The sequence below is a fragment of the Bradyrhizobium sp. SZCCHNR1015 genome, assembly GCF_032489875.1.
In the GTDB taxonomy this organism is placed as follows: domain Bacteria; phylum Pseudomonadota; class Alphaproteobacteria; order Rhizobiales; family Xanthobacteraceae; genus Bradyrhizobium.
Window position 1 is genome coordinate 282397 of sequence record NZ_JAUEYW010000004.1, and the last position, 21050, is coordinate 303446.

The 21050-nt window shown below is 66.1% G+C and carries 18 protein-coding genes; 6 read left to right on the plus strand and 12 right to left on the minus strand.

The window, feature by feature from the left end:
• Window positions 1-3: 3 nt before the first annotated feature.
• Window positions 4-1212 carry an O-succinylhomoserine sulfhydrylase gene (locus tag QX128_RS09735; RefSeq protein WP_315801588.1) on the plus strand — a complete coding sequence of 403 codons (1209 nt, stop codon included), beginning with the start codon at window positions 4-6 and terminating at the stop codon, window positions 1210-1212.
• Window positions 1213-1345: 133 nt separating this feature from the next.
• Here the strand turns inward: QX128_RS09735 and QX128_RS09740 are convergent, their stop codons facing one another.
• From QX128_RS09740 to QX128_RS09750, 3 genes are read right to left on the minus strand one after another with little or no spacing between them, the layout of a single operon-like run.
• Entirely contained in the window at window positions 1346-2506 is a 1161-nt protein-coding gene (locus tag QX128_RS09740; protein WP_316237349.1) for a GDSL-type esterase/lipase family protein, read from the minus strand.
• Window positions 2507-2519: 13 nt separating this feature from the next.
• The gene (locus QX128_RS09745) at window positions 2520-3278 is read right to left on the minus strand and encodes an SGNH/GDSL hydrolase family protein (RefSeq protein ID WP_315801590.1); all 759 of its coding nucleotides are present in this window, start codon (window positions 3276-3278) and stop codon (window positions 2520-2522) included.
• Window positions 3278-4624: an OpgC domain-containing protein gene (locus QX128_RS09750; RefSeq protein WP_316237350.1), complete on the minus strand. Its 1347-nt coding sequence runs from the start codon at window positions 4622-4624 to the stop codon at window positions 3278-3280. Before QX128_RS09750 ends, QX128_RS09745 begins: the two co-directional genes overlap by 1 nt.
• A gap of 323 nt (window positions 4625-4947) precedes the next feature.
• On the opposite strand from QX128_RS09750, the gene apaG reads away from it, so the two are divergent.
• Window positions 4948-5343, plus strand: coding sequence for a Co2+/Mg2+ efflux protein ApaG (apaG, locus tag QX128_RS09755; RefSeq protein ID WP_315801592.1), 396 nt, complete (start codon window positions 4948-4950; stop codon window positions 5341-5343).
• A gap of 1049 nt (window positions 5344-6392) precedes the next feature.
• Here apaG and QX128_RS09760 read toward each other — a convergent pair.
• Complete coding sequence (locus QX128_RS09760) at window positions 6393-7361, minus strand: NAD-dependent epimerase/dehydratase family protein (RefSeq protein WP_316237351.1); 969 nt, start codon at window positions 7359-7361, stop codon at window positions 6393-6395.
• A gap of 75 nt (window positions 7362-7436) precedes the next feature.
• Here QX128_RS09760 and QX128_RS09765 point away from each other — a divergent pair, with 75 nt between their 5' ends.
• Window positions 7437-7982, plus strand: a complete 546-nt coding sequence (locus QX128_RS09765) for a helix-turn-helix domain-containing protein (protein ID WP_316181998.1) — start codon at window positions 7437-7439, stop codon at window positions 7980-7982.
• 127 nt (window positions 7983-8109) lie between these two features.
• On the opposite strand, the gene QX128_RS09770 is transcribed toward QX128_RS09765, so the two are convergent.
• From QX128_RS09770 to QX128_RS09780, 3 genes are all read right to left on the minus strand, one after another.
• The gene (locus QX128_RS09770) at window positions 8110-9105 is read right to left on the minus strand and encodes an Hsp33 family molecular chaperone (RefSeq protein WP_316181999.1); all 996 of its coding nucleotides are present in this window, start codon (window positions 9103-9105) and stop codon (window positions 8110-8112) included.
• Between the two features lie 264 nt (window positions 9106-9369).
• Window positions 9370-10296 (minus strand): ornithine carbamoyltransferase, encoded by a 927-nt coding sequence (argF, locus tag QX128_RS09775; protein WP_315801770.1) that lies wholly within the window; start codon window positions 10294-10296, stop codon window positions 9370-9372.
• An 8-nt stretch (window positions 10297-10304) separates the two neighbouring features.
• Window positions 10305-11516: an aspartate aminotransferase family protein gene (locus tag QX128_RS09780; protein WP_316182001.1), complete on the minus strand. Its 1212-nt coding sequence runs from the start codon at window positions 11514-11516 to the stop codon at window positions 10305-10307.
• Between the two features lie 478 nt (window positions 11517-11994).
• On the opposite strand from QX128_RS09780, the gene QX128_RS09785 reads away from it, so the two are divergent.
• A complete protein-coding gene (locus tag QX128_RS09785; protein WP_315717142.1) occupies window positions 11995-12510 on the plus strand; it encodes a GcrA family cell cycle regulator in 516 nt (171 codons plus the stop codon).
• Between the two features lie 120 nt (window positions 12511-12630).
• On the opposite strand, the gene QX128_RS09790 is transcribed toward QX128_RS09785, so the two are convergent.
• The 4 genes from QX128_RS09790 to QX128_RS09805 all read right to left on the minus strand — a co-directional run bounded on the left by QX128_RS09790 (window position 12631) and on the right by QX128_RS09805 (window position 17230).
• Entirely contained in the window at window positions 12631-13938 is a 1308-nt protein-coding gene (locus QX128_RS09790) for an ATP-binding protein (RefSeq protein WP_316237352.1), read from the minus strand.
• Between the two features lie 28 nt (window positions 13939-13966).
• Complete coding sequence (locus QX128_RS09795; RefSeq protein ID WP_315751236.1) at window positions 13967-15022, minus strand: lysylphosphatidylglycerol synthase domain-containing protein; 1056 nt, start codon at window positions 15020-15022, stop codon at window positions 13967-13969.
• 503 nt (window positions 15023-15525) lie between these two features.
• Complete coding sequence (locus QX128_RS09800) at window positions 15526-15831, minus strand: hypothetical protein (protein ID WP_315801599.1); 306 nt, start codon at window positions 15829-15831, stop codon at window positions 15526-15528.
• A 4-nt stretch (window positions 15832-15835) separates the two neighbouring features.
• Window positions 15836-17230, minus strand: coding sequence for an OmpA family protein (locus tag QX128_RS09805; protein WP_315801600.1), 1395 nt, complete (start codon window positions 17228-17230; stop codon window positions 15836-15838).
• Between the two features lie 164 nt (window positions 17231-17394).
• On the opposite strand from QX128_RS09805, the gene QX128_RS09810 reads away from it, so the two are divergent.
• Together QX128_RS09810 and QX128_RS09815 are read left to right on the plus strand one after the other, a co-directional pair.
• Window positions 17395-18453: a polysaccharide deacetylase family protein gene (locus tag QX128_RS09810; protein WP_315801601.1), complete on the plus strand. Its 1059-nt coding sequence runs from the start codon at window positions 17395-17397 to the stop codon at window positions 18451-18453.
• Window positions 18454-18568: 115 nt separating this feature from the next.
• The gene (locus QX128_RS09815; RefSeq protein ID WP_316237353.1) at window positions 18569-19378 is read left to right on the plus strand and encodes an SDR family oxidoreductase; all 810 of its coding nucleotides are present in this window, start codon (window positions 18569-18571) and stop codon (window positions 19376-19378) included.
• A gap of 149 nt (window positions 19379-19527) precedes the next feature.
• On the opposite strand, the gene boxB is transcribed toward QX128_RS09815, so the two are convergent.
• Window positions 19528-20979, minus strand: coding sequence for a benzoyl-CoA 2,3-epoxidase subunit BoxB (gene boxB / locus QX128_RS09820; RefSeq protein WP_316237354.1), 1452 nt, complete (start codon window positions 20977-20979; stop codon window positions 19528-19530).
• Between the last annotated feature and the right edge of the window lie 71 nt (window positions 20980-21050).

The window sequence follows — 21050 nt, forward strand, 5'->3', positions numbered from 1 at the left end:
CACATGTCGAAGTCCCCCGCGAAGGCGCCGGTGTCGTTCGCCCAGTATCGTCCCGAAACCCGGCTGGTGCATTCCGGCACCTTGCGCTCCGAATTCGGCGAGACCGCCGAAGCGCTCTATCTGACGCAAGGTTTCGTCTACGCCACGGCCGAGGAGTGCGAGGCGCGCTTCAAGGGCGAGGATCCCGGCTTCATCTATTCGCGCTTCTCCAATCCGACCACGGCGATGTTCGAGCGCCGCATGATCGAGCTCGAGGGCGCCGAGGCCTGCCGCTCGGCCGCAACCGGCATGGCTGCGGTCACCACGGCGATCCTGGCCCCCCTGCGGGCCGGCGATCACGTCGTCGCGGCCAAGGCGCTGTTCGGCTCGTGCCGCTACGTGGTCGAGGATCTGCTGCCGCGCTACGGTATCGAGTCGACGCTGGTCGATGGGCTCGATCTCGACCAGTGGCAGAAGGCGGTCAGGCCGAATACCAAGAGCTTCTTCCTCGAGAGCCCGACCAATCCGACGCTCGACGTGATGGACATTCCCGCGATCGCCGAGATCGCGCACGCCCATGGCGCGCGGCTGATCGTCGACAACGTGTTCGCCACGCCGATCTGGCAGAGCCCGCTCGCGCTCGGCGCGGACGTCGTCGTCTACTCCGCGACCAAGCACATCGACGGCCAGGGCCGCTGCCTCGGCGGCGTGATCCTGTCGTCGGAAGCCTTCATCGCCGAGCACATCCACAACTTCATGCGCCAGACCGGCCCGTCGATCTCGCCGTTCAACGCCTGGGTCCTGCTCAAGGGCCTGGAGACGCTCGCGGTGCGCGTGCGCGCGCAGACTGAGACCGCCGGCAAGGTCGCCGATTTTCTCGCCGCGCATCCGAAGATCTCGCGGCTGATCTATCCCGGACGCGAGGACCATCCGCAGGCGGCGACGGTCAAGAAGCAGATGCGCGCCGGCTCGACCCTGGTCGGCTTCGAGGTGAAGGGCGGCAAGGCGGCGGCGTTCCGTATGCTCAACGGATTGAGGCTCGCGCGCATCTCCAACAATCTCGGCGACGCCAAGACGCTGGTCACGCATCCCGCAACGACCACGCATCAGCGGCTGACGCCGGACGCGCGCGCCGAGCTCGGCATCAGCGAGGGCTTCATCCGCTTCTCCGCCGGGCTCGAGCATGCCGACGATCTGATCGAGGATCTCGACGCCGCCCTCAGCGCGGCGTAGCGAATGGCGAAGTGAGCGTCGCGAGTAGACCGATCTCATCGCTGCGCGCTACTCGTCATTCCTCATCCGCACATCACCTCCGGATCCCGGGGTTCGCTCGCGCGGCGAGCGCCCCGGGATAACGCCCGCGGCGTCACATCGGCCGATAGGTCGGCACCTCGGCCGGCGCGTTGATGCCGAGCTTGACCTGGCCAACCGAGCGGATGATGTCGTCGCCGAGCAGTTGCGCGAAGCAGGCATAACCCCAATCGCTCATATGCAAGCCGTCCGAGATCACGAACTCGTTCATCGGGATCGCCTGCCGCTCGTGCCAGTCGCGCATCACCTCGAAGCGCGGGAAGATGCCGGCGTGATGCAGCTCGGCGATGCGGCCGAGCAGCTTGTTCATGCGACCCGCGCTCTCCTGCCGCTCGTTCACGCGCGGCGAATATTGCAGATCGACCAGCACGACATCGGAGGCTGCGGCCTGGATCTTGGCGACGCCGTCCTCGACCAGCCTGGCGGTCTCGGCCGGATCGAGATCGCGCAGCACGGCATTGGTGCCGACCTGCCAGATCACGAGATCCGGGTGACGGTCGATCACCGACGTCTCGATCCGCTTCATCATCTCCGGCGCATCCTCGCCGCCGACGCCGGCATTGATGACGCTGATGTCGACCATCGGATATTGCCGGCGCAGCTGCGCGGCGAGCCGATTCGGATAGGTGTAGTCCGGCGCGCTCGCGCCATAGCCCTGCGTCGACGACGAGCCGAAGGCGACGATCACGATCGGCAGGCCGGAGGCGAGCTTGTTGGCGACGTGCGGCAGCGAAATGAAATTCTTCTTCGCGACGCCCTTCGGCGCCAGGCATGGCACGCGGTTGAAGATGTCGGTGGCCGATTTGGCGACCTGCTTGACCTTGTCGATCGCCCGCTCGGTGATGCTGCGCGATTGCGGCGGCGTGGCCGCGACGGCCTGCCCGGCTGCGGCCGGCGGCTGTGCGTCGGTCATGGCCGGCGCGGTCGTCGCCGCAGGCGGCGCGGTCGTGGCCGCCGGGCGCACCGCGGCGATCGGCCCGCGCACCTGATCGTTCGCCTGCGCCAATGTGACGTGTCCGATGCTAGGTCGCAGCTCGCTGATCAGCGGAGTCTTCGGACCGGAGCTCTCCACATCGGACAGCGCGGCGGGTGCAGCCGGCGCTGCGCTCTGCGCCCGTACCGTCTGCGGGCTCAGCGCGAGGGCGATGGCAATGACCGCAACGGCCGAAAGCTTCTCCCATGTCCCGGATACGCGGTGACACTCATTCGACGTCATGAACGACATAATCCTAGTTCTGCTGCGCCGGCCCGATATGCGCCGCGTCGATGATGAACTTCGACAGCGCCCGGCCGATGCAGTCATGAACCTGCCTGGCCAGCTCGACCCCGTGCGTCGGATTGAACAGGTCGAAATCGCCCTGCTCGTTCCACTGCCGCATGATGGCAAACCGATCGAACAGCGGAATGTCGCGGTGCTGCGCCACCACACGCATGTTGTCGACATAGGGCGGCACGGAGATCAATGTTTCCGTCCGCGGACTGTATTGCAGATTCATCAAGACGACGTCAGCTCCTGCTTTCTGCAGCGTCGCCACACCGTCGTCGACCGCCTGCCGGAACTCATCAGGATCGATCGACCGCATGGCGTCGACCGTGCCGGTCTGCCAGATGACCAAATTAGGCCTTTTTCCTTCCACCAGTTTAACGAGATTGCCCGCGACTTCCTCGGCCGTCTTCTTGGGCTGCAGCTCGATGCTGAGATTGACGGCGACCGCCGGCAGCTTGTCCTTCAGCGCAGCCTGCAGACGGGCGGGGTACGCATTGGCGTCGGAGGTGTTGACGATCGAGGACGAGCGGCTTCCGACGACGAGAATATCGAGTGTGCGGCCGTTCTTGACGGCGTCTGCAACCTTCGGGAGCGGGCTCTCGGTGGTCAGCAGGTAGGCCGGCACCTCGCAGTTCTGCGGCGCGTCTTCCGCGCGCGCGGAGGCCGCCAGCGAAACAGCCAGCGCCGCGATACCAAACCTTAACCACGAGACGGACTTCATCAGCCCCCTCCCGCCAGATCGGCGTTGCTGCGCGCACCTTTTCGCGCGGCGCCCTTATCGGCCTCACGCTTGTACCACGAAATCAACGACGCCACCCCCCACATGATGAGGATGCCGCAAAGGCTGATCACCGCGTGCATCATGGCGCCGCCGGACACTTCGGCAAGGACGAAGTGGCCCGCAAACGCCAGAAATACGCCAAGACAGAAGATCTCGAGCGAGTGTTGCCCACAAACAATCAGCGGGCGCAGCCACGGCGACTTCAACAGCGGCCAATCCTTGCGCAGATAGTGCACGGTGAGTGCTGCGAGTGCGAGGAAATGCGCGAAGCGCAACACGTCAAGGTCGGTCTTGTCGATCGGATACATCCACTGCTCGATTCGGCGCGGCATCAGATGGCCGAGCTGCGGGATGTACCAGGTCAAGGTCACGCAGAACGCCGCGACCAGATAGGCGACGCAGAGCCCGAGCGTGATCGGCGAGTTGATGATGCGCGACATGCGATGAGCACCGCCGAGCGCGCACCACGCACCGAACACGAACAGGAGCTGCCAGGCGAACGGGTTGAACGCCCAGAAGCCGTTCGGATAGGCCGTCAGATAGAGATCGAGCTCCCAGGTGAGTGCGTAGAGAACGACCGAGAGCCCGAGCGTGACATCCGGACGCCAGCGCATCAGCCACAGGATCAGCGGCAGGAACAGCATCAGCACGATGTAGAGCGGCAGCACGTCCATGTTGACGGGGCGGAAGCGCAGGATCAGCGCCTGCACGATGGTCACGTCCGGCTGCTTGAGAAAATCCATGATCCCCATCTCTTCGGTGTAGAGCGGGTTCTCGAAGCTGGTCGCGACGTAGGAGATCTCGGCGAGGAAGATCGTGAACAGGAAGACATGGGCGACGTAGATCTGCCAGACGCGGCGCAGGATGCGCGCGGTGGCGACGATGAAGCCGGCATCCTGCATCGCCCGGCCATAGACGAATGCCGCCGTGTAGCCGGAGATGAAGATGAAGATCTCGGTGGCGTCGGAGAAGCCGTAGTTGCGGATCGTGAACCAGGTCAGCAGGTTCGGCGGCAGGTGGTCGATGAAGATCAGCCATAGCGCCAGCCCGCGAAACAGGTCGAGCCGCAGCTCGCGCTCGCCGACCGCCGGGAAGGTGATCGCCGGAGCAGCGGTGGTGGCGGGTGCAGCAGTGGCGGCCGGCGCGGCCGCGACGGCGGATGCTGATGCCGATGCAACCACAGGTGCAGCCGCGCTCGCCGCGGCGGCGGTCTCCGCAGCCGGCGCGGGCGCGGCGCTGGCTGCGGGGGCGGACGGTCCGGCAAGGCGATCGGCAATCGACGTCATCAGGCACCGCGTCAAGGCTGCCAGCCTTCGAGGCCCGGCAGGGGAAATGTAGGGCCGCGCAGTTTTTGCGCAAGCGATGAAGGACTTATCAGCTGAGCCGTGCCCAGTTTTTCGACCTTGGCGGCCAGCTGGTGGGCGATCGCACGACGCAGGACAGGTCGATCGCCGCCAGGGTCTGCCGGCCGCGCCCGATCCGAGTCCAAGGAACGGACCGCGCGTACGGCCGACAGAGTCCGCGATTCTGGTGCCATAATGCGGAACTGTGTTGAAAGCACGATGGCGTCGCGATTGGTTCCGGCGCGGGTTTCCGCTACAATGCCACCATGTATCGCGCCGTGACTCGCCACATCGAAGTGACCGTCGAACCGAACTTCCTGCCTGAGAAGTCTTCGGTGGCCGATGGCCGCTGGTTCTGGTCCTATACCGTCGTCATCACCAACAGCGGGGAGGAGACGGTGCGGCTGCGCAGCCGCCACTGGATCATCACCGACGGGATCGGCCGGCAGCAGGAGGTGCGCGGCGAGGGCGTGGTCGGCGAGCAGCCGGTGCTCGCGCCAGGAGAGCGCTTCGAATACACCTCCGGCGTGCCGCTCACCACCGCGTCCGGCTTCATGGCCGGCTCCTACCAGATGGAGAGCGAGAGCGGCGAGCACTTCGACATCGCTGTGCCGGCGTTTTCGCTCGACAGCCCGGACGGCGGCAAGCGGGTGTTGAATTAGCCGAGCGTGCACTTGGTTCGGCTGATGACCGATCGTGCACCCGCATTTTTGTACTTGGCTTTCAACGTTCATCGCGTATCGGCCCGGCACACCCGCTGACTTCTGCTCAGCTGTCGTCCCGGGCAAGCGTCCGACAACGCGCCAGCGTTGGCGGATGCGCCGACCCGGGACCCATAACCACAGTGTGCAGTTTGGCGACGGCTGGAGCGACGATGCCGTTTCACCACAAGACCCTGTGGTTATGGTTCCCCGCGCGACGTGCGCAATTGCGCACTAGGCGGGGACGAAACCATTTCTGTCGAAGCGAGATTGCGTCACACCGCCCCTCTCTGACTGACGTCACAGCACTTCGCGTTCTCGCGACGCATCCCGCGCCCGAGCTTTGTCGATTCGTTCGCCCTCTCAAAGCAGAGGGCGCAGGGAAGGCCGGGCCTCGGCTGAGGCCCGTGGCCCGCCTGCGAAAAGAATGCAGGCGGCAGGTACCACAGGTTCAGCCGGAACGACCCGGCCCTCCCTGCGCGATCGGTTTTAACGGCTGCTTCGCGTTCTCCCTGGTGCGCCGTGCTTTCTGGCCACCATCCCCACGCGAAGCGAAAGCTCCGGCGTGAGTTGATATCAGCGTCGGGATATCAGGACCGCGCGACTTGACCGTGCGTGCATCGCCGTTCGTCCGCGCGGACTGATCCACGCTCCGGCAATACACGCCCATCGCATCCCACTGCCAACGGTTCGTGACGGTCGCGAAACGCCCCTCATGCGGCAGCAGAGACGCGCGGAAATGTGCCAGTGATTTGCCCGACGACACAAGTTGTTTGTTGCTGCGACAAAGGAGCGCGACGGGCAGTGCGGTCGGCACGATCCAGGATGAACTAATAGCGACGAAGCACCGGACCATAGGGCGGGCAAAAGGCACTTGGAGGCCCGACGATAGAGGCACAAGTGCACGGCGCCGTGCCCACCGCCCGCGACCACCGCTCGCGATCGTGGGAACGCGATCACGCTCGGAGGCGCCGTCGGGGCCACCGTGCCGCCAGCGCGACGCCCTTCGATCATCCCCGCATGCGCGCGATGCCTTCGGCCCAGGTCACGACCGGGGTGTAGCCGAGGTCGCTTCGCACCTTGCTGATGTCGAGCGTGAAATCCTGGCCGATCATGCGCAGTGTCTGGCGCGTGATCGGCGGCTTGGAGCGCAGATGAAACATGCGCCAGACGGTCTCCATGACGGCCGCCATGCGCCAGGCGATGCCGAACGGTGCGGATCGTTGGATGGGGGGAACGTCCCGGGTGCCGAGCAGATCGGTGATCACCTGCTTGAGCGTGCCGGCCTGCCCGTCGGTGACATGGTAGGCCTGCCCGCCCCGGCCTTTTTCGGCCGCCAATAGCAGGCATGCGACGACATTGTCGACGTGGCTCGTGGACATGAGCTGTCCACCGCCGTCGGGCAGCGCGAAATGACCTGCCCTCGCGGTTTCGACCATGGCATCGAGCATCGGCATCCCCTCGCCCCAGATCAGCGGCGGCCGGACCACGATCGTGCGAAACGCAGCCGTGTTGGCCTGCCGCACCATCTGGTCGGCGTCCGCCTTGGTCGCGATGTAGGGCGCCCAGGACGGCCTTTGCAGCGTCGCATCCTCGCTGACGTCCCTCATCGGCTTCGGACGTCCCATCACCACCGCGGCGGCTCCGGCGGCGACAAATGTCGATGCGCCAGCCGCCTTGGCGGCGGCCAGCATCTTGCGCGTGCCGTCAACATTGGCCTCGCGAAACAGCGTATGAGGGTCCCACTCGCTCAAGTGCCCGGCCACGTGAAAGACCGTGTCGCACCCTTGCATACCTTCGGTCAGCGCCATCTCATCCTGAAGGTCGCCCCGACGGGTCACGACACCCGGGCCCTCGACGGCCGCCGCCGCCTCGTCGCTGCGAACCAGCGCGACCACTCGCACATTCATCTCCCGCAACCGCGCGATGAGGCGCTTGCCGACGAAGCCGGAGCCGCCTGTGACAAAGACGTTTTTCATGCTACCCCTATAGCGTTGCTATAGCACTCATATAGCACCGCTATAGGCCAATGCAAGATCCGTCAGGGACAGTCGATGTCGACCGAAGATCAGATTCTATCCGCCGCCGCTGAAATCCTGGAACGGCAGGGCCCCGAAGCCGTGACGACGCGGGCGGTGTGCCAAGCGGCGGGCGTCACCGCGCCAACGCTCTATCACCACTTCGGTGACAAGAGCGGATTGCTGCGTGCCCTGGTCTTGCGGGGGGTCGAGACGTTCATGACACAGAAGCGGACCAACCGTCACACCGCTGACGCCCTCGCCGATCTGAAGCGCGGCTGGAACGGCTGGATCGCTTTCGCACTCGAACGACCAAAATTGTTCCGCATGATGATCGATCAAACCCGGTCGGACCCAGGCGCGTCCAGAGAGGCTTTCGGACTCATGCGGGCGGTGGTCGAGCGGCTTGAAGCCCAAGGGCGTTTGACGACCGACGTGGACACCGCGTCACGAACGATCTGGGCGGCTTCGAACGGCGTTCTGACCCTGTTCTTGCAGGACGTGCCGGCCGCCGAGATCAAGCGGTCGAGCGACATATTGCTGGAGGCGCTTGTCGCGAGGTTTGTGCGAACTGATCAGTAATGCGACTCCATCCCATCGCGTCACGATCCGGCGCCCTGTTGCGCATCACGCCTTGCGGCATCGCTCGCTGGGGCATCGCCGGCCGTCCAATCACTCCTGCCGGGCCGTCGCGTCGTGAATCGACGGCCTAGTTCTCCGTCACGCCCGCCTCGTGCGGGGTGAACTGATAGACCGAGGAGCAGAACTCGCAGGTGACGACGACCTTGTCGTCCTTGACCATGTCGGCGCGGTCCTGGGACGAGAAGCTCTTCAGCATGTTGGCGACCGCGTCGCGCGAGCAGGAGCAGCGCGCCTGCAGCGGCACGGTGTCGAACACGCGCACGCCGCGCTCGTGGAACAGGCGATACAGCAGCCGCTCGCCGGACAGCGCCGGGTCGATCAGCTCGATATCCTCGACGGTCGCGACCAGCGATTGACCCTCGATCCAGGCCTCGTCTTCCTCGACCGCGTGCAGCTCGGTACCCTCCGGCGCATCGCCGGGATGCAGATCGGCCTGGCGCAGGCGCTCGGGCGCCTGCGGCAGGAATTGCGTCAGCAGGCCGCCGGCGCGCCAGCGGTGCTTGCCGCCGCTCCACTCCTCGCCGACGGCGAGGCGCACCCGCGTGGGGATCTGCTCGGAGCGGAGGAAGTATTCGTGCGCGGCCTCCTCCAGGCTGCCGCCGGAGAGCGCGACGAGGCCCTGGTAGCGGCTCATGTCGGCGCCCTGGTCGATGGTCATCGCCAGATGGCCCTTGCCGAGCAGGCCGCCGGAGTCCTTCGCTTCCGAGAGCCGCGCCTCGTCATAGCGTGCGTAAGCGCGCAACCGGTCGGGCGCCTGGAAGTCGACAACCAGAAACGAGACCGGACCATCGGTCTGGGTCTGCAGGATGAAGCGACCGTCGAACTTCAGCGAGGAGCCGAGTAGGGTCGTCAGCACGATGGCTTCGCCGAGCAGCTTGCCCACGGGCGCGGGATAAGCGTGCTTGGTGAGGATGTCGTCGAGCGCCGGGCCCATGCGGGTCAGCCGCCCGCGCAGATCGAGCGCCGCGACTTCGAACGGCAGCACGGCGTCGTCGACCGGCACCGCCGAGGGCGCGCGGCTGGTGTCGAGGTTGATGTTGGTAGCGGGGGGATTGGCTGTCATGGGGCGTATTTGGGGTTTTTTGGCACGAATGGAAGGGCACCCCCCGGCTGTCGTCCCGGCTTGAGCCGGGACCCATACCGCGGATGCTATCGAGGGACGTCGGTAGTAGTCACTCGTCTTGTAGCCCACACCAGGCCTTGACGAACGAACCACGATCCCGACAACTAAGCAGAGCAACGGCCACCGCTGCAAACCAGTTCGATCACGCGGTATGGGTCCCGGCTCAAGGCCGGGACGACAATTGTGGTGTAGCGCCGTCGAACCCTACGCCCGCTCGCCGAAGCACCACGCCAGGATGCCCTTCTGGGCGTGCAGGCGGTTTTCGGCTTCGTCGAAGACGACGGACTGCGGGCCGTCGATCACCTCGTCGGTAACCTCCTCGCCGCGGTGGGCGGGCAGGCAGTGCATGAACAGCGCCTCGGGCTTGGCCAAGGACATCAACTTCGAATTGACCTGATACGGCTTGAGCAGGTTGTGGCGATGCTCGCCGTCCTTGTCGCCCATCGACACCCAGGTGTCGGTGACGACGCAGTCGGCATTCGCCACGGCCACTTCCGGGTCGTGGCCGAGATGGATGTCGGCGCGGGTGGCGCGGATGAAATCCTTCATCGGCTTGCCCGGCGACAGCTGCGGCGGGGTGGCGACGTTGAGCCGGAACTTGAAGCGCTCGGCGGCATGCGCCCAGGACGCCAGCACGTTGTTGTCGTCGCCAGTCCAGGCCACGGTGCGGCCCTCGATCGAACCGCGATGCTCCTCGAAGGTCATCACGTCGGCCATCACCTGGCAGGGATGCGAGCGCCGGGTCAGGCCGTTGATCACCGGCACGGTGGCGTGCGCGGCGAGCTCGAGCAGCGCCTCGTGGCTGAGGATGCGGATCATGATGGCGTCGACATAGCGCGACAGCACGCGCGCGGTGTCGGCGATGGTCTCGCCGCGGCCGAGCTGCATCTCGGTGCCGGTCAGCATGATCGCCTCGCCGCCGAGCTGGCGCATGCCGACGTCGAACGACACGCGGGTGCGGGTCGACGGCTTGTCGAAGATCATCGCCAGCACCTTGCCCTCGAGCGGCTTCTTCGCCGGCTCGCGCGCCTTCAAGGTCTTCTTCATCGCGCTGGACAGCGCCAGCACGTTGCGCAGCTCCTCGACCGGCATCTCGGTGAGATCGAGGAAATGACGCGGCGTATTGCCCATGGTCTTGCTCATGATGCGGCCGCCTGCCTGGCAGGCTTGCCCGACAGCGCCGCACAGGCGCGATCGAGCATCTCGACCGATTGTTCGATTTCGGATTCGTTGACGATCAGCGGCGGCAGAAAGCGCACGACGTTGTCGCCGGCGCCCACCGTGAGCAGCTTCTGATCGCGCAGCGCCGCGACCAGATCGCCCGACGGCACCACCGCCTTGACGCCGATCAGAAGGCCCTCGCCGCGGATCTCGGAGATGATGTCGGGATGACGATCGAGGACGGCACCAAGCTTCTGCTTCAACAGCAGCGACATCCTGCGGACGTGATCGAAGAAGCCGGGCGCCAGCATCACGTCGAGCACGGCGTTGGCCGCGGCGACCGCCAGCGGATTGCCGCCGAAGGTCGAGCCGTGCGAGCCCGGCGTCATGCCCGACGCGGCCTCGGCCGTGGCGAGCACGGCGCCGATGGGAAAGCCGCCGCCGAGCGCCTTGGCCAGCGACATCACGTCCGGCGTGACGCCGAGCCAGCGATGCGCAAACAGATCGCCGGTGCGGCCCATGCCGGTCTGGACCTCGTCGATGACGAGCAACAGACCGTTGTCGTCGCAGAGCTGGCGCAGCGCCTTGTAGAACGGCAGCGGCGCGGTGCGCACGCCGCCCTCGCCCTGCACCGGCTCGACCAGGATGCCGGCGGTGTGCGGACCGATTGCCTTCTTCACCGCTTCGATGTCGCCGAACGGAACCTGATCGAAGCCGTCCATCGGCGGACCGAAGCCGTCGAGATATTTCGCGGAACCTGTCGCGGCGAGCGTCGCCAGCGTGCGGCCGTGGAACGCGCCTTCGAAGGTGATGATACGGTAGCGTTCGGGATGGCCCTTGGCGGCGTGATATTTGCGCGTGATCTTGATCGCGCCTTCCATCGCCTCGGCGCCGGAATTGGCGAAGAACACGTAGTCGGCAAAGCTCTGCTCGCACAGCCGCGCGGCGAGGCGCTCGCCATCCGGGCTCTTGAACAGGTTCGACATGTGCCAGAGCTTGGCCGCCTGTTCCTGCAGCGCCTTGACCAGATGCGGGTGCGCATGGCCGAGCGAATTGACGGCGACGCCCGAGGTGAAATCGAGATAGCGATCGCCATTGGTCGCGATCAGCCACGCGCCTTCGCCGCGCTCGAACGAAAGATCGACCCGGGCGAATACGGGGAGGAGATGCGTAGCGGCAACACTGGTCATGGCGGATCACATGAGCTGACGGGCCGGCCGAGACACGCGCCACGCGGCGCCATCGCGCATCAGGGACCCCACCCTGGAAAACAAAATGTGCCGCCTTTTCAAGGCGGCACGTACATCTATTGTATGCGGGCAGCGGTGGGAGTCAACTACGCGTCAGCCGATGCATGGCGGGGCCGGCCCGTGAGATTGCGGACGCACGACACGGCTCGAGACGTGCCACAGGGAACCACGGAATGTGTGGACTGCGGCCACCGACTCTTGCGCGAGAGTCACGCCATATTGTAGCGTTTTCGACGTCGAGTACGACATCTCGTGCGGCAGTTCTGATCCCTCTCGAAGTTCTCTGAGTTTGCGTAACGTCCGGGTGCCTCGTGCGCGCCCGGCGAGGGATAAGGGATTCTGCCGCCAGGGATTTTCTTGAGACAGCATCGCAGCGCCGTCCCGGAATTGGCCGGCGCAACGCGAAGGGAAAGGTTCGATGACCGTATTGACCTGGTCCGACGATCGCGTCGAGCAACTGAAAAAACTCTGGGAAGCCGGACTATCGGCCAGCCAGATCGCCGCGGAACTCGGAAACGTGACGCGCAACGCCGTGATCGGCAAGGTGCACCGGCTGGGCCTGTCCGGCCGCGCCAAGAGCCCGGCCACCGCGGCACCGCGCCAGCGCAAGGCGGCCCGCCCGGCCCAGCCGATGATGCGGGTGGCACGCCCGGTTGCGCGCGGCAACACGGCGCTCGCACAGGTTTTCGAGGTCGAGGCGGAGCCCGATCCGGTTGCATTCGACAACGTCGTGCCGATGAACCAGCGGCTGTCGCTGCTGGAGCTCAACGAGGCGACCTGCCACTGGCCGGTCGGCGATCCCTCGAGCGCGGATTTCTTCTTCTGCGGCGGCAAGGCGCTGTCCGGCCTGCCCTATTGCGCGCAGCATTCGCGCGTCGCCTATCAGCCTGCGGCCGACCGCCGCCGCCAGCCGGCGAAGTCGACCACGCGCTGAGCGGTTGGCCGCGACGGGCGATGAGGATGCTCCACATCGCCCCGTGATCTCCGGCTGCTTACTCAGAACGATCGATGACGTGTGCCCGGCCTGCGCCGGGCCGCAGGATGCGCCCGCCGATCAGGCGCCCCGCGCGGGCTTCGACTGCGGAAAGCAGGCCGTGAAGGCGGCGCCATTGCGCGGCACGCTCTCGATCAGCAGCCGGCCGCGATGGCGGTTGAGGATGTGCTTCACCAGGGAGAGGCCGAGCCCGGTGCCGCCCTGCGCGCGGCTGTCGCCGACATCGACGCGATAGAAGCGCTCGGTCAGGCGCGGCAGATGCTCGGGCGCGATGCCCGGGCCGAAATCGCGCACCTTGACCCGGATCTCCGGCGCGTTCTCGGCGGAGACGGCCTGCTCCAGCGAGACGATCACGCGCCCGCCCGAGGCGCCGTATTTCAGCGCATTCTCGATCAGGTTCTCGAACACGCGCAGCAGCTCCTCGCGGTCGCCGGCGATCGTCACCGGCGCCTCCGGCAGGCTGGTCTCGATCACCACCTGGCGCTCCCTGGCCAGCGACTCCAGCCCGTCGGTGACCTGGCGGATGATGGGGACGACGTCGACCATGGCGTGGGGCTGGACATGCGCCGACAGCTCCACCCGCGACAGCGACAGGAGATCGTCGATCAGCCGCGCCATGCGCGTCGCCTGGATGTGCATGATGCCGAGGAAGCGCTCGCGCGCCTTCGGATCGTCCTTCGCCGGCCCCTGCAGCGTGTCGATGAAGCCCGAGAGCGCCGCCAGCGGCGTGCGCAGCTCGTGGCTCGCATTGGCGACGAAGTCGGCGCGCATTTCCTCGACCCGGCGCAGCGGGGTTAGATCGTGGAACGTCATCAGCATGCATTTGTCGGTGCCGCCGAACGCCGTCGGCACCGGCACCGGCGTGATGATCAGCTCCATCCAGCGATCGACCGGAACGTGATCGTGATAGGTGGCGCGACGGATCTCGGTGGTGGCGATCGCCTCGCGCAGCGCGGTGATGATCTCCGGCGTGCGCAGCGCGAACTGGGCGAGCTCGCCCTTGCGCAGGGCCGGCGCGAGCTGCGCGGCGGCGCCATTGAGGTGGATGACGCGGCCGGCGCGGTCGAGCAGCACGGCGGGATCGGGGATGCCCTCGACCACCGCGCTCACGGCCGGCGCCTCGACCGGGTTGGCGTGGCGCTCCTCCTCGCGCTTGGCGACCGCGCCATGCAGCCGCCACGGCACCAGGGCGGCGGCGGCAATGCACAGGAATACCGCCAGGGCCCGCAGCGGCAGCAGCTCGTCCAGCAGCACGAGCCCGACAAGCGCGAGCGCCGCAGCGAGCAGGATGATCGCGGAATGGCGCAGCCGGTCCGGCCAGGGGGTGAAGATCGAGAGCGAGGTGTCGGAGGGAGCGTCGAGGGCCATCTGGTCCGATTGTTCCCTTGAACTGGCGTCAGGCACCGGAATCGCTGCGTTTCCTCACAAAAGCGGCTTCGGGCGGGGGGCCCGGATCGAGGCTGAGCGCGGCCTGCCGCAGCCGCTTCGACCGCGTGCTGATGATAACCTCGCGAAACGTCAGCAAGATTACAGAAATGAGGAACGGCGCCAAATAATACAGCATCCGGAACAGCAGCATTCCGGCCAGCAGCTCCTCGCGGTCCATCTGCCACAGCCCGACCAGCATCGCGGCGTCGAACACGCCGAGGCCGCCGGGGGAATGGCTGGCGAAGCCGAGCAGGGTTGCCGAGACGAAGATCACGGCCACCACGACGAAGCCGAGATTGGGCTCGTCCGGCACCAGTACGTACATCGCCAGCGCGCAGAAACCGAGGTCGATGATGCCGATCGCGATCTGCAACAGGGTCAGCGGGCCGCTCGGCAGCACCACGGTCCACGGCCCGCGGCCGACCACGCGCGGCTTGGTCCATACCCAGGCGACATACCCCAACAGGCCGACCAGGATCGCGATCGCCACCATGCGGTTGACCCAGGGCGGCAGCTGGTCGATCGAGGCCGCCGCCTCCGGATGATAGCTGATGCCGAGCCCGAGCACGGCGGCATTGCCGAGCCAGAACGTCAGGCCGGCGAGGAAGCAGATCTTGGCGACGTCGATGGCGTTCAGCCCATGGGCCGAATAGACGCGGTAGCGCACGGCACCGCCGGTGAAGACGCTGGCGCCGACATTGTGGCCGATCGAATAGCTGGTGAAGGCGGCCAGCGCGTTGACGCGGTAGGGCACGTGGTCGTGGCCAATGGCGCGCACCGCGAACAGATCGTAGAAGGTCAGCGTGAAATAGCCGGCGGCGACGAACAGCGCGGCGAGCGCGATCTGATGAGGCTCCGTGCTCTTGATCGCCTCGAGCACCTCGTAGGTGTCGATGCCGCGCAGCATGTGGTAGAGGACGTAGCAGGCGACCGCGATCACCGCGATGCTGATCAGCACGCCGAGCTTGTGCAGGACTTGCTTCTCGCGCAGGAACGTGGCCGCTCTGCGTATGGCTTCAAGCATCTACACCTCTCACCGTGATCCGATCACGACGGCCGGGGATGCCGCGCCCCGGAGGCCGCAGCATCATGTGCGCATACAACGCCCTCGTAGCGCGTTTCGACGCATTGGGGAACACGGAGCGTGCGAACAAAAGCGTACACATGGATATACTTAGCAGGCTTTACGGAAATGCGATGCACCGTTTTGCCGCACATGAGGCAAGACATCAGGCAAAGACGTCAGGCAAGGCATCATGCAGGACGGCGGGTCAGCGCACGCTCCCGCCAGCCTGCAAACCCCAGGTTAAACTTTGGTGAGGAACGCGGATCTCCGGGCTTTCCGGGGCGCCCCATGGCTCGGCGGGTCGGCATGGCTCAACGATAAGCGCGAGCTGCGCGTTTGACAGGTTCGCGCCTCGTCAAACCTTCGTGTCTCGCAGTTGCGATGACCTGGGCACGCGGACGGTGGGCGCGCCCGCCGCAGTCTCGGCAGGTGGCGTCGGGTGCAGTCCGGTGTGGGCGGTTTCAGGCCGCCGATTTCGTCCGCATGCTGCGGATCACCACCAGCGCCCGCAGCCAGGTGCCGATGGCGCAGCCGACGAGGTAGGGCACGAACATGATCAGCAACAGCTCGAGCCAGTAGCCGGCCCGGCCGGGGATCAGGGAGACCACGGCCGCCGCGACCAGGCCGGCGGCCAGCGCCGCCAGCAGCCAGGTCAGCCAGCCCGACACGCGCGGGGCGCGATGCACCACGGCGACCCAGCCCATCGCCAGCCCGATGGCGAATGCGCCGGCCAGCCAGCCCCAGTGAAAGGCAACGAGATAGGCCATGACGTTACCTCACCACGAATTCGATGCGCCGGTTCTGCGCCCGGCCGTCGGCGGTGTCGTTGGCCGCGATCGGCTGGGTGCTGCCATAGCCGATCGCGCTGAAACGATCGGCCGGCAGCCCGGCCTTGACCAGATAATCGACGACCGCCTGGGCGCGCTTCTGCGACAGCACCTGATTGGCCGCAGAGTCGCCTTCAGCATCGGTGTGCCCGATGATCTCGACATTGGCGGAGGGGCAGCGGAACGCGATCTCGACGAGGCGGTCGAGCAGACCGGTGGAATCGCGGTCGAGGTCGCTGCGGCCGGTCTCGAAGCGGATCTTGGCCTTGCCGAGCAGGTCGGAGAACAGCTGCTGGCACACCGTGGGATCGACCGGGGCGGCTGCCGGCTTAACCGTGATCTCGGCCTTCACCTGCCAGCCCTGCGGCACGTCCTTGGCGAGCCCGGTCCGGATCTGGGCGGCGGCGGCGTCGTAAAGCGCATCACCCGAAATCTTGATGTCGCGGTCGGACACCACCAGCGTGCCGGTCGACAGCCGCGACAAGGCGCCCAGCGCCGGCACCACCGCATTCACGAAATTGGCCGGCGCGCCGAGGCTGTTCTTGAGATTGTCCACGACCTTCTCGCTGAAGAATTTGCGCGATGAGGAGCCGATGACGACGGCGTGGATGTTCTCGTCTGGAACGTTGCCGGCGAGCGTCACGGTCACCGCGACCGGGTCCTTGTAGGCCTGGAAGACATAGGGCGGCGCCTTGACCTCGTTGCTGGCGACCTTGAAGCCGTCAGGCAGCTTTCCGAGCGCTGCCGCGATCGCCTCGCGGCCGCCGAGTTCGCGCGCCATGCCGGACAATGTGACGTCGCCGTCGGAGATCGTGAACTTGCCGTCCTTCAGCTTGGCGATCTGGCCGATCAGCAGCAGCGCCGCATCCTCGAAGCGCGCCGGCGCGCCGCGCGCCAGGCCCATCTGGTCAGCGACCTCCACGCCCGGCAGCGCCGCCCGGGTCGCGTCCATCAGCTTGCCCTTCAAGGCGGGCAACGGCGCGCTGCCACCCAGCGTCACCCGGACGACGTCACGCTCGGCCGACCAGACGAACGGCTTGGCCTCGGGGACCAGCCGAGTCTCGTCGTTGACGAGCCGCACGCCGGCCACGGCGTCGACCGCGGCGACGGCATCGCGGCGCCCGGCCTCGGAAAACGCATTGGCGCGCAGCGAGACATCGCGGCCATCCACCGTGATGCTCGTCCTGTCGAGCACCGCCCCCTTCAGGGCGGCCGCACTGCGACCGGCGAGATCATTCTCCAGGGGAACGGTGCTGGTCCAGGCCGCGAAGCCCCAAAGCACGATCAGCGGGATGACACCAGGCCACCATTTCCCGCTCCACCTGAAAAGTCCGCGCATTCGTCATCCGTCGCATCGAGGAAGCAGAGAGAAAACAAACCCTTGCATGCCTGTCAAACCGGAAATGAGGAGCGCCGCACGGTACGTTGCGACCGCAGGCTAAGGTTTTCTTCAATCATTCGTCGGTAACCTTGTCCCGACACTCACCGGGCCGCATGTTTCAGATGAGGCGATTTCGCAAAACCTTTATCCGTGCCGGCCTGGAAGCGCTGTATCTGAGCGGCGCGCATGTCTGGCTGCGCCCGATCTTCTCGGGCGTGGGTGCGATCTATACGCTGCATCATGTGCGGCCGCACCGCGACGCCGATTTCCAGCCCAATTGTCACCTCGAGGTCACGCCGGATTTCCTGCGCGAGATGTTGTCGCACCTGCGCGACCACGACATCGAGATCATCACTCTCGACGAGTTGCACAGCCGGCTGATGGCGAAGGACTTCTCGCGCCGCTTTGCCTGCTTCACCTTCGACGACGGCTATCGCGACAATCGCGACTTCGCGCTGCCTGTCATGCGCGAGTTCGATGCGCCGTTCACGATCTATGTGACCACCGATTTCGCGTCCGGAAACGGCCGGCTCTGGTGGGTGACGCTGGAGCGGCTGGTCGCGAAGACCAACGCGATCGACATCAAGATCGGCGGGCTGTCGTTGCAGCTCGATGCATCGACGCCGGCAGCCAAATGCGTGACGTTCCAGCGCCTGCACGACTGGCTGCGCGCACTGCCGGGCGAACACGACGTCCGGCGCGAGATCAGCGCGCTGTGCGCGCGCTACGACGTCGACGAGGCGTCGATCTGCCGTGAGCTCTGCCTGTCCTGGGACGAGCTTCGGGCGCTGTCGGTGGAGCCATTGATCTCGATCGGCGCGCATTCGATCAGTCACTGCAATCTCGCCAAGCAGACCGAGGAGACGGCGCGCATCGAGATCGCCGACAGCCGTGCCCGGATCGAGAACGAGTTGCAGCGGCCTGTGCTGCACATGGCCTACCCCTACGGCGACCGCGCCGCCGCCTCGCAGCGCGAATTCGTGCTGGCGGCCGCGAGCGGCTACAAGACCGCCGTCACCACCCGGCCCGGCATGATCTTCGCCGAAAGCGCCGATCATCTCACGGCTCTGTCGCGCGTCTCGCTGAACGGCCATTACCAGGACGCCCGCGTGCTGCCGGTGCTGACCTCGGGCGCCGCGACCGCGATGTGGAACGGATTCCGCCGCATCGACGCGGCATAGGCCGCGTCTTCACACCCCCGATGAATTGCGGCAAATCCTTGCGACTGCGTCTCACTTGACAGTGCCAGCGCGTCCCGCACACAAGCGCGCACGACATAAGCAAAAGGGAGGCACCATGCTCAAGAACCTGTTCTCGCTCGAAGGCCGCACCGCGCTCGTCACCGGCGGCTCGCGCGGCATCGGCAAGATGATCGCATCCGGGCTGCTCGCGCAGGGCGCAGCGCGGGTCTACATCACGGCGCGAAAGGCCGGTCCGTGCGAGGAGACTGCCAAGGCACTGACGGCGGAATATGGCGGCGAGTGCATCGCGCTGCCGATCGACATCTCGACGATGGCGGGTATCGACATGCTCGCGGCCGAGATCAAGACGCGCGAGCCCAGGCTCGACATCCTCGTCAACAATGCCGGCGCCGCCTGGGGCGCCGACTTCGATGAGTTTCCCGAGAGCGGCTGGGACAAGGTGATGAACCTCAACCTCAAGACGCCGTTCTTCCTGACCAAGGCGCTGGCGGCGCCGTTGCGCGCGGCGGCCAGCGCCGATCGGCCGGCGAAGGTCATCAACATCGCCTCGATCGACGGCATCTTCGTCAACCCGCTCGAGACCTATTCCTATGCGGCGAGCAAATCCGGCCTGATCCATCTGACGCGGCGCATGGCCGCCAAGCTGATCAAGGACCACATCGTGGTCACCGCGATCGCGCCGGGCCCGTTCAAGTCCGACATGAACAAGGCCGCGCGCGACAACGCCGACGAGGTCGCCGCGCGCGTGCCCGCGGGCCGCATCGGCACCGACGAGGACATGGCGGGGACGGCGATCTTCCTGGCGTCGCGGGCGGGCGACTATGTGGTGGGAAACACGATCGCCGTCGATGGCGGCATCGTCTACGCGAATCCCGGCATTCCAGGCGCGGGCTGGGATAGTTGAGGCCGAATTAGTAACCCAAGGAAAGGTCGGCTCCCTCCCCCCTTGTGGGGGAGGGGTGGAGAGGGGGGTAAGCCACGAACGACCGTCTCCGCGGCTTCCCTCCCTAGCCCTCCCCCACAAGGGGGGAGGGAACAGACCGGGTCCAGGTCTCAGGTCTCGATCTTCACGTACTCGAAATCACCCGGCTTGTTGTCGATGCCGACTTTCGGGGGCGCGATCCACGACGCGTATTCGCCGATCTCGGTGACGGGCTTCATCAGCGAGGCGATGTAGGCGCCGTCGTCGGCCGAGGGCAGCCAGTCGCCCTTGCGCTTCGCCCACGTGCCCTCGTCGATCAGGATGCCCTCGGGCGTCGCATGGACGTCCTTGAACTCGCCGATGGCGCGGTGGAAGGCGGTATGCGGCAGCTTGAGCTGGAAGTCGTAGCCGGCGGTGGTGATGATCTTGTTCCAGCGCAACAGGCCCTTGATGCAGTCCTGCGAGTAGTCGTCGCGCAGGCGCATGTTGAGCGCGGTCAGCGCCGGCTCGTCGACCCGCTTGATCTCGCCGTCGACCAGCTTGAGCACCGGATAGGTCGAGTTCTTGAGCTGGTGATCGTCCTGGATCTGGGTCTCGTGATAGCGGCCCTTGATGCCGGCGTTGAAAGCGTTCGCCGCGTTGGTCGAGACCTCCGAGCCGAACAGGTCGAGCGACAGCGTGTAGTGCAGGTTCAGCTTCTTCTGGATGGTCGGCAGGTCGATGACGCCGAGCGCGCGGACCTTGGCGATATCGGTGGGATCGTCGATGCCGGCGGCCCGCATCGCCTCGACGGTGCGCTGGATGACGCGGCCGACGCCGGTCTCGCCGACGAACATGTGATGCGCCTCTTCAGTCAACATGAAGCGGCAGGTGCGCGACAGCGGATCGAAGCCGGACTGCGCGAGGCTGTGCAGCTGCATCTTGCCGTCGCGGTCGGTGAAGTAGGTGAACATGAAGAACGACAGCCAGTCCGGCGTCTTCTCGTTGAAGGCGCCGAGCATGCGCGGGCTGTCCGCATCGCCCGAGCGGCGGCGCAGCAGCTCGTCGGCCTCCTCGCGGCCATCGCGGCCAAAATATTTCTGCAGCAGGTAGACCATCGCCCAGAGGTGACGGCCCTCCTCGACGTTGACCTGGAACAGGTTGCGCATGTCGTAGAGCGACGGCGCCGTCTTGCCGAGATGGCGCTGCTGCTCGACCGAGGCCGGCTCGGTGTCGCCCTGGATCACGATCAGGCGGCGCATCAGCGCGCGATATTCGCCGGGGACCTCCTGCCACGCCGGCTCGCCATAATGCTCGCCGAACGGAATCTTCCGATCCTCTTCCTGCGGGGCCAGCAGGATACCCCAGCGATAGTCCGGCATCTTGACGTAGTCGAACTTCGCCCAGCCGCGCGGATCGACCGAATAGGCCGTGCGCAGATACACGAGCGACTGCTGGAAGCCTTCCGGGCCCATGTCGTTCCACCAGTCGACATAGCCGGGATGCCAGCCTTCCAGCGCCTTGAGGACCTGGCGGTCCTCGGCGAGATTCACGTTGTTCGGAATCTTGGTCGAGTAGTCGACGTTCATGATGTTCATGTTCATGGCGTGCCTCCCTGAAATCTTCCCGGTGGTCATGCCGGGCCTTGTGCCGGGCATCCACGTCGTTCGTGTCG

Coding starts and splice junctions, on each gene's coding strand:
- QX128_RS09735 (WP_315801588.1), top strand. CDS start 4: ATGTCGAAGTCCCCCGCGAAGGCGCCGGTGTCGTTCGCCCAGTATCGT.
- QX128_RS09740 (WP_316237349.1), bottom strand. CDS start 2,506: ATGACGTCGAATGAGTGTCACCGCGTATCCGGGACATGGGAGAAGCTT.
- QX128_RS09745 (WP_315801590.1), bottom strand. CDS start 3,278: ATGAAGTCCGTCTCGTGGTTAAGGTTTGGTATCGCGGCGCTGGCTGTT.
- QX128_RS09750 (WP_316237350.1), bottom strand. CDS start 4,624: ATGACGTCGATTGCCGATCGCCTTGCCGGACCGTCCGCCCCCGCAGCC.
- apaG (WP_315801592.1), top strand. CDS start 4,948: ATGTATCGCGCCGTGACTCGCCACATCGAAGTGACCGTCGAACCGAAC.
- QX128_RS09760 (WP_316237351.1), bottom strand. CDS start 7,361: ATGAAAAACGTCTTTGTCACAGGCGGCTCCGGCTTCGTCGGCAAGCGC.
- QX128_RS09765 (WP_316181998.1), top strand. CDS start 7,437: ATGTCGACCGAAGATCAGATTCTATCCGCCGCCGCTGAAATCCTGGAA.
- QX128_RS09770 (WP_316181999.1), bottom strand. CDS start 9,105: ATGACAGCCAATCCCCCCGCTACCAACATCAACCTCGACACCAGCCGC.
- argF (WP_315801770.1), bottom strand. CDS start 10,296: ATGGGCAATACGCCGCGTCATTTCCTCGATCTCACCGAGATGCCGGTC.
- QX128_RS09780 (WP_316182001.1), bottom strand. CDS start 11,516: ATGACCAGTGTTGCCGCTACGCATCTCCTCCCCGTATTCGCCCGGGTC.
- QX128_RS09785 (WP_315717142.1), top strand. CDS start 11,995: ATGACCGTATTGACCTGGTCCGACGATCGCGTCGAGCAACTGAAAAAA.
- QX128_RS09790 (WP_316237352.1), bottom strand. CDS start 13,938: ATGGCCCTCGACGCTCCCTCCGACACCTCGCTCTCGATCTTCACCCCC.
- QX128_RS09795 (WP_315751236.1), bottom strand. CDS start 15,022: ATGCTTGAAGCCATACGCAGAGCGGCCACGTTCCTGCGCGAGAAGCAA.
- QX128_RS09800 (WP_315801599.1), bottom strand. CDS start 15,831: ATGGCCTATCTCGTTGCCTTTCACTGGGGCTGGCTGGCCGGCGCATTC.
- QX128_RS09805 (WP_315801600.1), bottom strand. CDS start 17,230: ATGCGCGGACTTTTCAGGTGGAGCGGGAAATGGTGGCCTGGTGTCATC.
- QX128_RS09810 (WP_315801601.1), top strand. CDS start 17,395: ATGAGGCGATTTCGCAAAACCTTTATCCGTGCCGGCCTGGAAGCGCTG.
- QX128_RS09815 (WP_316237353.1), top strand. CDS start 18,569: ATGCTCAAGAACCTGTTCTCGCTCGAAGGCCGCACCGCGCTCGTCACC.
- boxB (WP_316237354.1), bottom strand. CDS start 20,979: ATGAACATGAACATCATGAACGTCGACTACTCGACCAAGATTCCGAAC.